This is a genomic window from Massilia polaris (assembly GCF_012927275.1).
GTDB classification, from domain to species: Bacteria; Pseudomonadota; Gammaproteobacteria; order Burkholderiales; family Burkholderiaceae_D; genus Telluria_A; species Telluria_A polaris.
This window is the reverse complement of the sequence record NZ_JABBGG010000006.1, coordinates 86685-101591: the sequence shown is the minus strand read 5'-3', so window position 1 is coordinate 101591 and position 14907 is coordinate 86685. Positions and strand designations below refer to the sequence as shown.

The 14907-nt window shown below is 65.2% G+C and carries 12 protein-coding genes; 6 read left to right on the top strand and 6 right to left on the bottom strand.

The genetic code is table 11. From position 1 onward, the window contains the following. Positions 1-33: 33 nt before the first annotated feature. The 5 genes from HHL21_RS11860 to HHL21_RS11840 all read left to right on the top strand — a co-directional run bounded on the left by HHL21_RS11860 (position 34) and on the right by HHL21_RS11840 (position 4841). Complete coding sequence (locus HHL21_RS11860; protein WP_169466472.1) at positions 34-1020, top strand: branched-chain amino acid ABC transporter permease; 987 nt, start codon at positions 34-36, stop codon at positions 1018-1020. 9 nt (positions 1021-1029) lie between these two features. Continuing rightward, the gene (locus HHL21_RS11855; RefSeq protein ID WP_169466046.1) at positions 1030-2088 is read left to right on the top strand and encodes a branched-chain amino acid ABC transporter permease; all 1059 of its coding nucleotides are present in this window, start codon (positions 1030-1032) and stop codon (positions 2086-2088) included. 246 nt (positions 2089-2334) lie between these two features. Beyond that, a complete protein-coding gene (locus tag HHL21_RS11850; protein WP_169466044.1) occupies positions 2335-2991 on the top strand; it encodes a choice-of-anchor J family PEP-CTERM protein in 657 nt (218 codons plus the stop codon). A 22-nt stretch (positions 2992-3013) separates the two neighbouring features. After that, positions 3014-3421, top strand: a complete 408-nt coding sequence (locus HHL21_RS11845) for a post-PEP-CTERM-1 domain-containing protein (protein ID WP_169466042.1) — start codon at positions 3014-3016, stop codon at positions 3419-3421. After that, positions 3408-4841: a PA domain-containing protein gene (locus HHL21_RS11840; RefSeq protein WP_169466040.1), complete on the top strand. Its 1434-nt coding sequence runs from the start codon at positions 3408-3410 to the stop codon at positions 4839-4841. The genes HHL21_RS11845 and HHL21_RS11840 overlap by 14 nt, the downstream gene beginning before the upstream one ends. A gap of 157 nt (positions 4842-4998) precedes the next feature. Here the strand turns inward: HHL21_RS11840 and ppa are convergent, their stop codons facing one another. The 5 genes from ppa to hemC form a co-directional block, all read right to left on the bottom strand. Beyond that, entirely contained in the window at positions 4999-5538 is a 540-nt protein-coding gene (gene ppa, locus HHL21_RS11835; protein ID WP_169466038.1) for an inorganic diphosphatase, read from the bottom strand. 97 nt (positions 5539-5635) lie between these two features. Continuing rightward, positions 5636-6832, bottom strand: a complete 1197-nt coding sequence (locus HHL21_RS11830; protein WP_169466036.1) for a heme biosynthesis protein HemY — start codon at positions 6830-6832, stop codon at positions 5636-5638. Positions 6833-6835: 3 nt separating this feature from the next. Next, positions 6836-7993 carry a uroporphyrinogen-III C-methyltransferase gene (locus HHL21_RS11825; protein WP_169466034.1) on the bottom strand — a complete coding sequence of 386 codons (1158 nt, stop codon included), beginning with the start codon at positions 7991-7993 and terminating at the stop codon, positions 6836-6838. Next, positions 7990-8760 (bottom strand): uroporphyrinogen-III synthase, encoded by a 771-nt coding sequence (locus tag HHL21_RS11820; protein ID WP_169466031.1) that lies wholly within the window; start codon positions 8758-8760, stop codon positions 7990-7992. Before HHL21_RS11820 ends, HHL21_RS11825 begins: the two co-directional genes overlap by 4 nt. Next, on the bottom strand, positions 8753-9718 hold the full coding sequence (gene hemC, locus HHL21_RS11815) for a hydroxymethylbilane synthase (protein ID WP_169466029.1): 966 nt from the start codon (positions 9716-9718) through the stop codon (positions 8753-8755). Before hemC ends, HHL21_RS11820 begins: the two co-directional genes overlap by 8 nt. 156 nt (positions 9719-9874) lie before the next feature. Here hemC and ppc point away from each other — a divergent pair, with 156 nt between their 5' ends. Continuing rightward, positions 9875-12694, top strand: coding sequence for a phosphoenolpyruvate carboxylase (gene ppc, locus HHL21_RS11810; protein WP_169466027.1), 2820 nt, complete (start codon positions 9875-9877; stop codon positions 12692-12694). Between the two features lie 62 nt (positions 12695-12756). Here ppc and HHL21_RS11805 read toward each other — a convergent pair whose 3' ends face one another. Further along, positions 12757-14718, bottom strand: coding sequence for a methyl-accepting chemotaxis protein (locus HHL21_RS11805; RefSeq protein WP_169466470.1), 1962 nt, complete (start codon positions 14716-14718; stop codon positions 12757-12759). Positions 14719-14907 lie beyond the last annotated feature (189 nt).

Here is a 14907-nt window from a genome sequence, read left to right as displayed (position 1 = left end):
ACTGTCCCAATTTCCTCCACCGCGACCGCTGACATGGTCATCCCGGCAGCGAAGCGCGACTACGCGCCCGCGCTGCTGGTGCCGGCGCTGATGCTGGCCGCGCTGCCGCTGGTCGGCGACTTCCCTACCTGGGTCACGCTCACCATCGCCGGCCTCGCGATGGGCATGATGATCTTCATCATGGCCAGCGGCCTGACCCTGGTGTTCGGCCTGATGGACGTGCTTAACTTCGGCCACGGCGCTTTTGTAGCGGTGGGCGCGTTCGCCGCCACCACGGTCCTGATCCCGATGAGCGGCGCGCTGCAGGCAGACTCGCTGCTGCAGAACCTCGGCGTGCTGGCCTTGGCGGTGACGGTCGCGATGGCGTCGACCGCGCTGATCGGCGTCGCGTTCGAGCGCATCATCATCAAGCCGGTCTACGGCCAGCACCTGAAGCAGATTCTGATCACGATGGGCGGCATGATCGTCGCCGAACAGCTGATCAACGTGATCTGGGGCGCGGAACAGATCCCGCTGCCGCTACCGGCCAGCCTGCGCGGCGCGATCCTGCTTGGAGACTCCGCGATCGAGAAGTATCGCCTCGTCGCCGTCGTCGTCGGGCTGGTCGTGTTCGTGGCTATGCTGCTGATCCTGAACCGCACCAAGATCGGCCTCCTGATCCGCGCCGGCGTCGAAAACGGCGAAATGGTCGAGGCAATGGGCTACCGCATCCGCCGCCTGTTCGTGGCGGTGTTCGCGGCTGGTTCCGCGCTCGCGGGCCTGGGCGGCGTGATGTGGGGCCTGTACAAGGAGACGCTGTCGGCGTCGATGGGCGCCGAGATCATGGTGATGATCTTCATCGTCATCATCATCGGCGGCCTCGGTTCGGTGGCCGGCTGCTTCATCGGCGCGCTGCTGATGGCACTGGTCGCGAACTACGCCGGCTTCCTGGCGCCGAAGGTGGCGCTGGTCTCCAACATTATCCTGATGATCGCCATTTTGCTGTGGCGGCCGGCCGGGATGTACTCCAACGGCCGCTAAGGAACGCACATGCTCAATCGAATCCTCTCCGGCGACCTGCCGCGCAGCCGTGCGCTGTCCGCCGCCCTGCTGCTGGTGCTCGCCGGCCTGGCGCTGGCGCCGTTCATTACCACCGGCGCGCGTCCGCTCAACACCGCCGCGACGATCTGCGTGTACATCGTGCTGGTGGCGTCATACGACCTGCTGCTGGGGTACACCGGCATCGTGTCGTTCGCCCATACGATGTTCTTCGGGATCGGCGCGTATGGCCTCGGCCTGGCGCTGGCCGACGCCGACCCGACCTGGGGCGCCATCTTCGTCGGCGTGCTGCTGTCGCTGCTGCTGACGGTGGCCCTTGCATTGGTCGTGGGCCTGTTCGCACTGCGCGTGCGTGCCATCTTCTACGCAATGATCACGCTGGCCGTGGCGTCGTCGTTCGCGGTACTGGCATCGCAGCTGTCGGACTTCACCGGGGGCGAAGACGGCAAGACCTTCAGCGTTCCCGACCTCCTCAGCCCGAGTTTCTCGCTGCTGGAGAACGAGGTGTTCGGCCGCTCGGTCGACGGCAAGGTGATCACCTATTACATCGTGTTCACCGGCTGCCTGCTGCTGTTCCTGTTCCTGCTGCGCCTTGTGAATTCGCCGTTCGGCCGCGTGCTGCAGGCGATCCGCGAAAACGAATTCCGCGCCGAGACGCTCGGCTACCGCACGGTAATGTACCGCATCTGGGCCAACTGCCTGGCGGCGCTGGTGGCCGCACTGGCCGGCGCGCTGATGGCGCTGTGGCTGCGCTATGTCGGCCCCAAGACGATGCTCGGCTTCGAGGTCATGACCGATATCCTGCTGATCGTCGTCATCGGCGGCATGGGAACCATGTACGGCGCGGTGATCGGCGCTGCCCTCTTCATCATCGCCCAGAACTACCTCAAATCCGCCATGGCCGAATACCAGCCGGCGCTGGAAGGCATCCCTGTCCTGGCGGAAGCGTTGCACCCGGACCGCTGGATGCTGTGGCTGGGCGTGCTGTTCATCCTGTCGATCTACTTCTTCCCTACCGGCATTGTCGGAAAGCTGCGCCCGGCGCGCTGAACCTGTTTCTCTCGACGGTGGTATTCGGGGCGCTTCGGCGCCCTTTTTTTTCGCCAACACTGCGCATGCGATGCGCCCGTTGCGCGCCCGAACGCGTCAACTTCTAGTCGCGATGGTTCAACTGTCAAGTTAGCGCGAGCGCAAAAGTTCGGCTGGCTTCTGAACATATGATGGACTTGCCAATGGCCTCGACGTATGCCAGCGCGAGGGTGACCCAGGACCTGGCAATACAAAAGGAACAAACCCATGAAAACCTACAAGAACATTGCGGCGGCGGCGACGCTTGCGCTCGCGGCGATCCTGCCCGCGGCCGCGCTCGCACAGGCAGTCGACGTGCTGTCCGAAGGCTTCGACGACATCGAGGTGCTGCCCGGCTGGTCGCTCATTAATAACAGCGTACTGCCCGGCGAACCCTGGTTCCAGGGCAGCGCCGAAGTGTTTCCCGCCCACCTGGGTGCGCCCACTGCCTACATCGCGGCCAACTTCTTCAGCGCCGCCGTCGGCGAAGGCGCCATCAACAACTGGCTGATCACTCCCACCCTCGACCTGATCGGCCCCACCACCCTTACCTTCTTCACCCGATCCGCTCCGGTCGCCGGCTACAACGACACGCTCGAAGTGCGTTTCAGCGAAGGCAGCGGCAGCGACCCCGCCAGTTTCGACACCCTGCTCGCCACCATCGGCGGCGCCACACCCTATCCCGGCGCGTGGCAGGAGTTCAACCTCGCGTTGCCGCATGTCGGCGAAGGCCGCTTTGCCTTCCTATACACGGGCGACGCGGAGGTGTCGAACTACGTCGGCATCGATACCGTCAGCGTACTTTCCGTTCCCGAACCGTCGGCTTACCTGATGCTGGGCGCCGGCTTGTTCGCATTCACCATGCTGCGTCGACGACAGGCGTAGCAGCAACCTGGAGGATCGAATCATGATGAACGAGAGAAGCTCGCCGGGGGCAGCCCTGGCGGCGATGCTGGCGCTCGCAGCTTTATCGCTGCCTCCTTCCGCCGGCGCGGCCGGGCAGGAAGGCGTGGTTGTGGTGCGTGACCGTGAAAGCGGACAGATGCGCGCACCCACCCCAGCCGAACTGCGCGCCCTGCGCGCGCAGCAGAAAGCGATGGCGCCGGCACCGGCCATCGCCCCCTCCGTTCAACGTCCTGACGGCACCCGCCACCTGCACCTCGGCGAGCAGGGCATGGTGTATTCGGTCCTCAAGCGCGACGCCGCGGGCAAACCGGTGATTGGCTGCACCGGCGGCGAACACGCCGCGCGCGCAGCCGTCGAACAGCCCGCTCCGGGCGCCGCAATCAAGGAGCACGGCCATGATCGCGAATAAAGCCGTGCTACTTAGCCGCGCCGCGCTGATGGCGTTCGCATGCTCGATGTGGGCAAGCGCGCAAGGCGCTGCTGTCGTCACCATCGTCAACAACAATGCCCCGAACGAAGGTTTCAACGACCCCACGCCGGTCCAGCCGGTGGGTGGCAACACTGGCACCACGCTCGGGCAGCAAAGGCTGATCGCGTTCCAGCATGCCGCGGGAATCTGGGGCGCGACGCTGTCAAGCAATGTCCCGGTGCGGGTCGGCGCCAGCTTCGTCCCGCTGGCCTGCACGGCAGATACCGCCGTGCTCGGGTCGGCCGGCGCCAACGACATCTTCAGCGACTTCCCCAATGCGCCCCGGCCCAACACCTGGTATCCAAGCGCGCTGGCCAGCAAGCTGGCAGGCGCCGACCAGGCCCCCGACGGCGAGCCGCACATCCGCGCGCGCTTCAACTCGCGCCTCGGCCTGTTCCCCGACTGCATGCCGGGCTCCGGTTTCTACCTGGGGCTGGACAACAAGCACGGCGACAAGATCAACCTCGTGACGGTACTGCTGCACGAAATGGCGCACGGGCTCGGGTTCCAGGGTTTTACCGACGAACAGACTGGCGAGCCGTACGAAAAGCGCCCATCGGTATGGGACCACCACCTGATCGACAACCGCAGCAACAAGCTGTGGGTCAACATGAACAACGACGAACGGCGCGTGTCGGCACTCAGCGAGACCGGGCTGTCGTGGAATGGCGAGTTCGTGACCGGGCAGGTGCCGACGGTGCTGTCGCCGCAGTCGACGATGACGGTGTCCGGCCGTCGCGCGGGGGCAGCCAAAGGCGCGTATGAGGTGGGTGACGCGTCGTTCGGACCGCCGCTGGATCTGGCCGGCGTGAAGGGTGAGCTGATGCGGGTTGTGGATCAGGCGAATGGAACCGGCCTTGCCTGCGCAGCGCTATCGGCAGCGAACGCCGCCGCTGTCAAAGGGAACATCGCGCTGGTCGACCGTGGGGAATGTTCGTTCGTCGTGAAGGCGAAGTTCGTGCAGGATGCGGGCGCCAGGGGGATGGTGGTGGCCGACAATGCGCCGGGACCCGTGACGGGGCTGGGCGGCGGCGATCCTTCCATTGCGATTCCGGCGGTGCGCATCAGCGTGGCGGCGGGGACGGCGCTGAAGGCTGTCCTGAAGAAGCGTGCGCGTGGCAAGACCGGCATTGAGGCGAACCTGACCATCGATCCGGACCGGCTGGCTGGGACTGACAGTATGCGGCGGATTCGGATGTTTGTGCCGGCGGAGTTTGATCCGGGGTCATCAGTGTCGCATTTTACGACGGACGCGAAGCTGAACCAGCTGATGGAGCCGTCAATTAACGCGGACTTGATCCACGAAGTGAAGGCGCCGCGGGACCTCACGCAGGCGTTATTGCAGGATATTGGGTGGTGATTTCACGGCCCGGCATGCGGCAACGCGATGCAAAAATCGGCGGATAAGCGTGGCTGCCGCCGAGGCCGCATCCACCGATTTTGACGCCAAGACCCCTCAAACACGTAGGGCGGAAGAGCGAAGCGTCATCCGCCCTACAAATTCTTGCAGCAGCTAATTACTTACCGCTCTCAGCCTTGTATTTCGCAACGCCAGCAACGATCTCATCCTTCGCTTCGTCCGGTCCAGCCCAGCCTTCGATCTTGACCCACTTGCCCGGCTCGAGGTCTTTGTAGTGCTCGAAGAAGTGCTGAATCTGCTGCAGGCGCAGGTCTTGCAGGTCTTCCGGCTTTTGCCAGTGGCTGTAGATCGGCAGGATCTTGTCGACTGGCACGGCCAGGATCTTGGCGTCGCCGCCGGCTTCGTCAGACATCTTCAGCACGCCAATCGCGCGGCAGCGAACCACGACGCCTGGAATCAGCGCGAACGGGGTGATAACCAGCACGTCGCATGGGTCGCCGTCGTCCGAAATTGTGTTCGGTACATAGCCGTAGTTGCACGGATAGTGCATCGCGGTGCCCATGAAGCGGTCGACGAAAATCGCGCCGCTCTCCTTGTCCACTTCGTACTTGATCGGATCGGCGTTCATCGGGATTTCAATGATGACGTTGAAATCGTTTGGCACGTCGCGGCCAGAGGACACTTTATTCAAACTCATGGGATTTCCTTAAATTGCAGACAGTAATCGAGGACGCCATTATAACGAACATTGCATGGTTCTTGTGCAACGCAGCAAGGGCATCCGCGGAATTTGGTTAGAGGATCGATGCCAGGGCGCACTGGCGGTAATGCGCGGCCGCTTCGGCTTCCTGGCCGAGCGCTTCGTGCATCTGCGCCAGCTTCAGGTGTGCTTCGCGCACCATGCGGCCTTCGGTCGCGTCGGACAGCGCCTGCTCGAGGTAGCGCTGGGCCTTACCCCACAGTTTCTGCTTGAGGCACAGGGCGCCGAGCGTCAGCGCCAGTTCGGCGTCGTTCGGGCGCTGGCGGATCCATTCTTCGCAGTGCTCGATCTGGACCAGCAAGGTCGGCGAGCCGGGCGCGCCGGCAGCTTCGCGGTAGGCGCGGACAACGCGGTCGTCCCACTCCACCTTCAGCGATTCTTCCGCCGTGATGCGCGCTTCGTCATGCAGGCCGCGCGCGTTCAGGGCTTGCGCCGCATGCGCCGCGATGTATGGCTTGACCCGCTCCGCCGTCGGCACCGTCGCCCACACGCGCTTGATCGATTCGGCGTCGTGCGAGCCGTCCGTCAGCAGCGCGTCGTAAGCCAGCTCGCGCAGGCGCGACGACAGGGCCGGATGCAGCGCCTTGTGCTTGTCGAGCGAACGGACCAGGCGCAGCACCTCGGGCCAGTTGCGGGCCTGCTGGTTCGCCTTCATCGCCCATTTCAGCGCGTGGATGTGGCGCGTGCCGCTGGCGTTCAGTTCCGCCACCGCGTCCAGCGCAGCCTCGGGCTGGTGATCGTCGACCAGCAGCTCGGTGACCGTCATCAAACGCGCGGTCTTGAGGTTGTTGTCGTGCGCGATACCGGCCAGCCAGGCGTCGCGGCGCGCCGACTGGCGCATGCGGTGAGCTGCGCGCGAGCCAATCAGCGCGGCCAGGCCGGCGTTTTCCGGCAGTTCGGCGGCGCGCGCCGCGGCCTTTTCGGCGTGGCCGAAACGGCCTTCGAACAGTGCCTTGAGCGCGTCGCGCAGACCCTTGTTACCGTCACGTTCGCGCTTGCGCTGGCGGTATGCCGCCACCTTGGCAGGCATCGAGACGGTGGCGCGGAAAGCGCGCACGGCAAAGTACAGGAAGGCGAACAGCAGGCCGACCAGCACCACGAAGAAGTTGAGCGAGACGTCGATCCGGTGCGGCGGGTAGAAGAACACCACGTTGCCCGGATTGAAGCGCGCCGTGACGGCGATGCCGATGGCCGCTGCCATCAATGCGACTAACCAGAGTAGAAGGCGCATGGTTTATGGCTTCGCTTTGTCGTTGCGCACAGCGTTCAGGCTGTCGGACAGCGTCGGCATCTCGATCGCCAGGTTGTTGGCCTGGACCTGGCGCAGCTGCGCCTGGGCGGTCTGGGTCGAACGCACACGGGTGTCGAAATACTTTATCAGCGCGTCCTGGGCCGTTTCGAGGTCGCTGCGGAAGGCCGCCTCGTTACGCGACAACAGGGCCAGGCGCGCGTTCAGCAGGCGCAGCTTGAGGTTCTCGCGCAGGAAGTAAGCCTGCGACGGCGACACCATCAGCGCGGCCGGTTCCTCGACGCTGCGCACGCGAATCAGCTGGCGCACTTCGGTCCACATCTCGTCGCTCCAGTTGCGCCACGTCTGCTGGACGCGATCGGCAAGGCCCATCGGCTGCTCAGGCAGCGCCGGTGCGGCCTTGGCGCCCTTGGCGGCCTTCGCCACTGGGACGCGTTGCGGCTGGTCGGCGCGCGATGGCAGCACCGGCTTTTCGTCGGCCAGCATCGGCAGCGTGTCGACTTGTGCGATCACGTTATCGAGGCGCAGCGCCACGCCGGCCAGGTCCAGGCTTGGCAGCGCGCGCAGTTTTTCGGTATCGCGCGCGATGGCGCGGCGGATCGTGATGAATTGCGGCTTGTCGGAGCGCGACAGCGAACGGTCGGCGTTGGCCAGCGCGATCAGCGCGCCCTGCACGTTGCCGGCCAGTTGCAGCTGCTGGCTGGCGGTCGACAGTACCTGTTCGACTTCCGACAGCGCCCATTCGTCGCGGCTCTTCGACAGGTCCTGGTACAGCTGTTCCAGCGCGAGCTGCTGGCTCTGCGCCTCGACCTGGCGGTTTTCAAGTACGCCGACCTTGGCCTGCAGGTCGCGCTGCTGGTCTTGCACGCCGCGCGCCAGCGCGCTGGTTTCGGTGGTGGTCAGCTCGTTGCGCTGCAGGCTCTTGGCCATCTCCTGGCGCAGCTTGTAAATACTGTTGCGGCTCGACCAGGCTTGCGCGGCGAGCAGCAGCGCCAGCAGGATCACGATGATCGTCAACGGACGCTGCACGAAATCGCGCACGCTCTCGTCAGCGGGCCGGCTGCTGCGCACCTCTTGCGGTACGGCAGGGGTAGGAGCGCCGGGCGCGCCGTTCTGGTCAGGTAATGTAGGCAAATCGTTCATCTTTGAGATTGTAACGCGGCAAGCAAACGTTCGTCGCCCGAACCGGTGAGCGTCAGTCGGGTCAGTCCAAGAGTGTTCGCGGTTTCGGCGATGCGCGCATGCGGCACGATCAAATGCTGCTGTTGCATTTTCGCGACAGCCGCTTCAGGGTCCAGCTCATGCAGCAGGGTCATCAGGCCGCGCAGCGCCTCCGAGCTCGTAATTATCCAGTCCTTCGGCGCTGCGATCAACCCGGCGAGGGTGGCGGCCAGTTCCGGCGTCATTGGCGGGACGCTGCGGCGGTAGGCGGCCACCGTCGACACGGTGGCGCCGGCGGCGCGCAGGCCGTCGGCCATCAGTTCGCGCCCGCTCTGGCCGCGCACGATCAGCACCCGCTGGCCGGCAAGGGCGCCCAGGTCAAGCGCTTGCAGCAGGTTTTCCGAGTCGCTGCGCGACGGGTCGCGCGGGCTGACGATGGTGGCGTTGGCGTCGGTGAGGCCATGGCGCGCCAGTGCAGCGCGGCTGCCCTCGCCCACCACGGCGATCGTTACGCCGGCCGGCCACTGGTCGATGAAGGCAAACGCGGCATCGATGGCGTTGGGCGACACGAACGCCACCATCGCGAACGCATCGAGACCGGCCAGTTCGGCGCGCAGCGCGGTGTGGTCGTCCAGCGGCGAGATTTCAAGCAGCGGCAGCAGCACCGGCTTGCGGCCCAGCGCTTCGACCGCGCGCGCCAGGCCTTCGCACTGCGCGCGCGGACGTGTGATGACGACCGTATCAGACATCCGGCGCCGCGTCGGCCTGCGCCTTGCATGCGGCCAGGATGGCGTGGGCATCCTGCTGCTGCAGCAGGTCCGACACCTGCTGCCCGAGTACTTCCGGCGCATGCGCCGCGCCGCTCAGTTCAGCGCGCGCGCTGCGCTTGCCGTCCGGGGTGGCGACCATCGCGGTCAGGTGCATGCTGTCGCCCACCACGGTGGCAAAGGCCGCCAGCGGAATCTGGCAGCTGCCGCCGAATACCTTCGATACCTTGCGCTCGGCGCGCACGGCCTGCTCGGTGGCAGTGTGGTTCAGCGGCGCCAGCACGGCGCGCAGGTCGATATCGGTGCGGCCCGACACGATCTCGATGGCCATCGCGCCCTGCCCCGCCGCCGGCAGGCTGTCGTCCGGCGTCAGCGTGGTGCGGATGCGCTCAGGCAGGCCGAGGCGCTTGAGGCCGGCGGCGGCCAGGATGATGGCCGAATAATCGCCGCGATCGAGCTTGCCGAGGCGGGTGTCGAGGTTGCCGCGCAGCGGCTTGATGACCAGGTGCGGATAGCGCGCCGCGATCAGCGACTGGCGACGCAGGCTGCTGGTGCCGACCACCGCTCCCGGCGGCAGTTCATCGAGGCTGGCGTAGTCGTTCGAGACGAAGGCGTCGCGCGGATCTTCGCGCTCGAGCACGGCGGCAAGCTCGAAGCCGTCCGGCAAGTCCATCGGCACGTCTTTGAGCGAATGCACTGCCAGGTCGGCGCGGCCTTCGGCCATCGCCACCTCAAGCTCCTTGACAAACAGGCCCTTGCCGCCCACCTTGGACAAGGTGCGGTCGAGGATCTGGTCGCCGCGCGTCGTCATTCCGAGGATCTCGATGCTGCACTGCGGATATAATATAGACAACTGTGCGCGCACGTGTTCAGCCTGCCACATGGCAAGGCGGCTCTCGCGCGAAGCGATGATTAACCGGGAAGGCTGCGGTGGCGTCAATTCAGTTGCTCTCAAAACGATTTCTTTCACTGTCGTTGCCCTAACCGGCGGATGCCAGTTATCGGCGCATGCATAAGATCACAAATTTTATCATGCGCCTCCTTTGCAGACCGTGGCCATAAGCCTTTGCACCAACATTTCACTCTGTGGTCCAACATGGCAAACCTAGCATCTGTCCAAGAAAACCCAGCCGGCGCTGACAAAGACGCGCCGCTGAAAGAAGATATCCGCCTGCTCGGCCGCCTGCTCGGCGACGTGCTGCGCGACCAGGAAGGCGAGGACGTGTTCGACATCGTCGAAACGATCCGCCAGACCGCCGTGCGGTTCCGGCGCGAAGCCGACCCGGTCGCCGGCGAAGAGCTGACCGCCCTGCTCCACAAGCTGACGCGCGACCAGACCATTTCGGTGGTGCGGGCGTTCTCGTACTTCTCGCACCTGGCCAACATCGCCGAAGACCAGCACCACATCCGCCGCCGCCGCGCCCACCTGCTGGCCGGCTCCGCGCCGCAACGGGGCAGCGTCAGCTTCGCGTTGTCGCGCCTGAAGGAAGCGGGCGTATCGGGCGATACGGTCCAGGATTTCTTCCGCGACGCGCTGATCGCGCCGGTGTTGACCGCCCACCCGACCGAAGTGCAGCGCAAGAGCATCCTCGACGTCGAGCACGACATCGCGCACCTGCTGGCCGAACGCGACCGGCCGCTGACGCCGCGCGAACGCGCCGCCAACCTGCGGCTGCTGCACTCGCGCGTGGCCACGCTGTGGCAGACGCGCATGCTGCGCTATTCGAAGCTGACGGTGGCCGACGAGATCGACAACGCGCTGTCGTACTACCGCATTACCTTCCTGCGCGAGCTGCCAGGCCTGTACGACGACATCGCCGAGGAAATCGCGGCCCAGTACGACCAGCCCGACAACGCCTTCACGCGCCCGGACGCATCGTACGTCCAGATGGGCAGCTGGATCGGCGGCGACCGCGACGGCAACCCCAACGTCAACGCCGCCACCATGTGCCACGCGCTGGTGCGCCAGGCCACCACCATCCTCGACTTCTACCTCGACGAAGTGCACGCGCTGGGCGCCGAACTGTCGGTGTCGACGCTGATGGTCAAGGTCTCGCCCGAACTCCAGGCGCTGGCCGACTCCTCGACCGACGTGTCGCCGCACCGCGGTGACGAGCCTTATCGCCGCGCACTGATCGGCATGTACGCGCGCCTTGCCGCCAGCGCCCGCGAACTGGGCGCGGCCCACGTGCTGCGCAAGGAAGTCGGCAACGCGGCGCCGTATGCCGACGCTGCCGAATTCGCGGCCAACCTCGGCGTGCTCGCCGATTCGCTGCGCGCCAACCACGGCGAACTGCTGATCGCGCCGCGCCTGGCAAGGCTGCAGCGCGCCGCCGCCATCTTCGGCTTCCACCTCGCCTCGCTCGACATGCGCCAGACCTCCGACGTGCACGAACGCGTGCTGGCAGAGCTGTTCGACAGCGCCGGCATCGAAGGCGACTATGCCGCGCTCGACGAAGCGCGCAAGGTGCAGCTGCTGCTGGCCGAACTCGACCAGCCGCGCCTCCTGTATTCGCCGTACACCGACTACACCGAAGAAACCAACTCCGAGCTGGCGATCCTGCGCGCGGCGAAAGAGATCCGCAGCCGCTACGGCGTGCGCGCGATCCGCAACTACATCATCTCGCACACCGAAACCGTGTCCGACCTGCTGGAAGTGCTGCTGCTGCAAAAGGAAACCGGCCTGCTGCGCGCCAAAGCCGGCCAGCTCGACGTGATGGTGATCCCGCTGTTCGAAACCATCCCCGACCTGCAGCGCGCACCCGACATCATGCGCGAGTGGATGGCGCTGCCGTTCGTGCACCAGCTGATCGACCACCAGGGCCGCCTGCAGGAAGTCATGCTCGGCTACTCCGACTCCAACAAGGACGGCGGCTTCCTGACCTCGAACTGGGAACTGTACAAGGCCGAAGTCCAGCTGGTGCGCGTGTTCGCCGACGCCAGCGTCAAGCTGCGCCTGTTCCACGGCCGCGGCGGCACCGTTGGCCGCGGCGGCGGTCCGAGCTACGACGCGATCCTGGCGCAGCCTCCCGGCACCGTCAACGGCCAGATCCGTCTCACCGAACAGGGCGAAATCATCGCCTCGAAGTTCTCCAACGCCGACATCGGCCGCCGCAACCTCGAACTGCTGGTCGCCGCGACGCTCGAAGCGAGCCTGATGCCGAACGCCGAAGAAGCCTCGCACGTCGAACGGCTGGCTGGCTTTGAAGCGGTGATGGCCGACCTGTCCGCGCGCGCCTACAAGGCTTACCGCAACCTGGTGTACGAGACGCCCGGCTTCACCGACTACTTCTTCGCCGCGACGCCGATTGCCGAGATCGCGGAACTGAACCTCGGTTCGCGTCCGGCGTCGCGCAAGTCGACCCGCCGCATCGAAGACCTGCGCGCGATCCCGTGGGGCTTCTCGTGGGGCCAGTGCCGCCTGCTGCTGCCGGGCTGGTACGGGTTCGGCTCCGCCATCGGCGAATGGCTGGCGGATGGCGACCGCCGCGCGGAACGGCTGGCGACGCTGCGCGCGATGTACCAGGAATGGCCATTCTTCGCCACACTGCTGTCGAACATGGACATGGTGCTGGCCAAGACCGACCTCGCCATCGCCTCGCGCTATGCCGGGCTGGTGGCGGACGCCGACCTGCGCGAGCGTATCTTCCGCCGCATCTCGGCCGAGCACGCGGGCACCTTGCGCTGCCTCGAAGAGATTACCGAGACCGAAGAACGGCTGGCCAAGAACCCGCTGCTGGCGCGCTCGATCCAGAACCGCTTCGCCTACCTCGACCCGCTGAACCACTTGCAAGTCGAGCTGATCCACCGTCACCGTTCGGCGTCGGGCGACCCGGACCGCGCCGACCCGCGCGTGCACCGAGGCATCCACCTGTCGATCAACGGCGTGGCGGCGGGCTTGCGTAATACCGGCTAAACCGGCGTAGACAAAAAAATGGCCGGTTCATCACCGGCCATTTTTTTCGTTCATCGGAAAGCTTAACACTCTTCCCAGTTCTCGGTTGCTTGTTCGCGTGGCGCAGGCTTGGCCTTGCGCTGGGCGGCTGGGCTCGCGATAGCCGGGCGCACCGGCGCGGCAACCGCAACCGGTGCGCGCACCGCCGCCTGCGTTTCCTCCAGTGTGAAGATCGCCACTACGTCGGCCAGTCGCGCCGACTCCTGCTGCAAGGCGCCGGCCGCAGCTGCCGCTTCCTCGACCAGCGCGGCGTTCTGCTGCGTCACATTGTCCATCTCGACGATCGACTGGTTGACCTGGCTGATGCCGTGGCTCTGTTCATTGCTGGCCGATGCGATCTCGCCCATCAGGTCGGCCACTTGCTTCACCGACGTCACGATCGCGTGCATCGTCGCACCGGCGGCATCGACCAGGCGGCTGCCGGCTTCGACCTTGCCGACCGAGTCATTGATCAGTTCCTTGATTTCCTTGGCCGCCGCGGCCGAGCGCTGCGCCAGGTTGCGCACTTCGGTGGCGACGACTGCGAAGCCGCGGCCCTGCTCGCCGGCGCGCGCTGCCTCAACAGCAGCATTCAGCGCCAGGATGTTGGTCTGGAACGCGATGCCGTCGATGACGCTGATGATGTCCGCGATGCGGCGCGAGCTGTCGGTGATCGAGCCCATGGTCTGCACCACTTCGCCCACCACCGCGCCGCCCTTTTCCGCCTGGCCGCTGGCAGCCAGCACCAGCTGGTTGGCCTGGCGCGCATTTTCCGCGTTCTGCTTGACGGTCGAGGTCAGCTCTTCCATCGTGGCGGCGGTTTCTTCGAGGCTCGATGCCTGCGATTCGGTCCGTGCCGACAGGTTCATATTGCCCGCCGCGATTTCGCTCGATGCGTCAGCGATGGCATTGGTGCTGGTGCGAACATTGGTCATCGTGCGGTTCAGCGACGATACGAAACGGTTGAAGCCTTCGGCCAGTGCGCCGACTTCGTCGCGCGTCTCCACGGCCATCCGGCGGGTCAGGTCGCCATTGCCGTCGGCGATTTCGTTCAGCATGGCGGCAGCGCGAGCCACCGGCGCGGTGATCGCGCGGCTGACCAGGAAAATGATGAACAGGCCGATGCCGCCGCCGATCACGCCCGCAACCAGCGCAGCAATCGTTGCCGAGCGGGCGAGGCCGCCCAGGATTTCCGCTTCCGGCACTTCGGCGATCAGGTAGAGATTCAGCTCCGGCACGAACGACGATACGACGATGAGTTTTCCGCCAGCGCCGTCGACGGTAACGTGCGTGAATTGCGCGTTATTCAGCAGCTTTCCCGACACTTCCTGGCTAAAGCCCGGCATATCCTTCAGCAGGTGCTTGCCGTCGGCAACTTTCGGATCGCGGTGGATGACGACGTTGCCGTCCGGACGCACCATGTAGACGTAACCGGACTTGCCAACCTTGTAGTTGCGCACCGTGTTGGCCATCTGCTCGACGGACAGGCCCATACCGGCCACGGCCAGCTTGCCGCCGCCCGCATCGACGCGTGCATTAATGAACAGCATGGTCTTGTTCATCGACACGTCATGGTCCAGGTTCAGTTCGAACGGCTTGCCGCCGGCGAGGAACCTCGGCAGCCAGTCATCCTGCGACGTGGTCTTGTCGAGCATGCGGTCGAAGCCCTTTTCGGTCAGGAACTTATTGGTCCTGTCGGAAGCCCAGAACACCAAGCTAGCGTTGCTGGTCTTCTTGAGTTGCTGGGAATACGCCTGCCACGCCGCAACGCCTTCGTCGGCCAGGCCGTCGACTTCCCACTGGTACAGCATGGTGTTGTTCGCCAGTCCCAGCGACATGGCCAGCGGCACCGCGATCTCGCGCCGTACGTCATTGCGGATCTCGCCAACCACCGCTGGCAGCTCTTGCTGGACGGCGCGCTCGCGCAATCCCCCGGCGGTCAGGGTGACGCTTAACACGGCGGAAATGATAACGAACAGCAGCATGCAGGCTGCCATGCTGGCCATCAGCTTGGTCTTGATGGACGCATTGCGGAGGAAGCGGACTGGCACTTTGGGATCCTTGGTGTATTGGTGACTTGCAGCAGGTTGATCGGCATAAATACATTGCCATACAGCATGTTCAAACTCTGCGCATCCAGCGTCAAGAATATTCAGTTCGCATACCGTTTTCGGCGCGGGAACTGTTGTGCCGAC

Coding starts and splice junctions, on each gene's coding strand:
- HHL21_RS11860 (WP_169466472.1), top strand. CDS start 34: ATGGTCATCCCGGCAGCGAAGCGCGACTACGCGCCCGCGCTGCTGGTG.
- HHL21_RS11855 (WP_169466046.1), top strand. CDS start 1,030: ATGCTCAATCGAATCCTCTCCGGCGACCTGCCGCGCAGCCGTGCGCTG.
- HHL21_RS11850 (WP_169466044.1), top strand. CDS start 2,335: ATGAAAACCTACAAGAACATTGCGGCGGCGGCGACGCTTGCGCTCGCG.
- HHL21_RS11845 (WP_169466042.1), top strand. CDS start 3,014: ATGATGAACGAGAGAAGCTCGCCGGGGGCAGCCCTGGCGGCGATGCTG.
- HHL21_RS11840 (WP_169466040.1), top strand. CDS start 3,408: ATGATCGCGAATAAAGCCGTGCTACTTAGCCGCGCCGCGCTGATGGCG.
- ppa (WP_169466038.1), bottom strand. CDS start 5,538: ATGAGTTTGAATAAAGTGTCCTCTGGCCGCGACGTGCCAAACGATTTC.
- HHL21_RS11830 (WP_169466036.1), bottom strand. CDS start 6,832: ATGCGCCTTCTACTCTGGTTAGTCGCATTGATGGCAGCGGCCATCGGC.
- HHL21_RS11825 (WP_169466034.1), bottom strand. CDS start 7,993: ATGAACGATTTGCCTACATTACCTGACCAGAACGGCGCGCCCGGCGCT.
- HHL21_RS11820 (WP_169466031.1), bottom strand. CDS start 8,760: ATGTCTGATACGGTCGTCATCACACGTCCGCGCGCGCAGTGCGAAGGC.
- ppc (WP_169466027.1), top strand. CDS start 9,875: ATGGCAAACCTAGCATCTGTCCAAGAAAACCCAGCCGGCGCTGACAAA.
- HHL21_RS11805 (WP_169466470.1), bottom strand. CDS start 14,718: ATGGCCAGCATGGCAGCCTGCATGCTGCTGTTCGTTATCATTTCCGCC.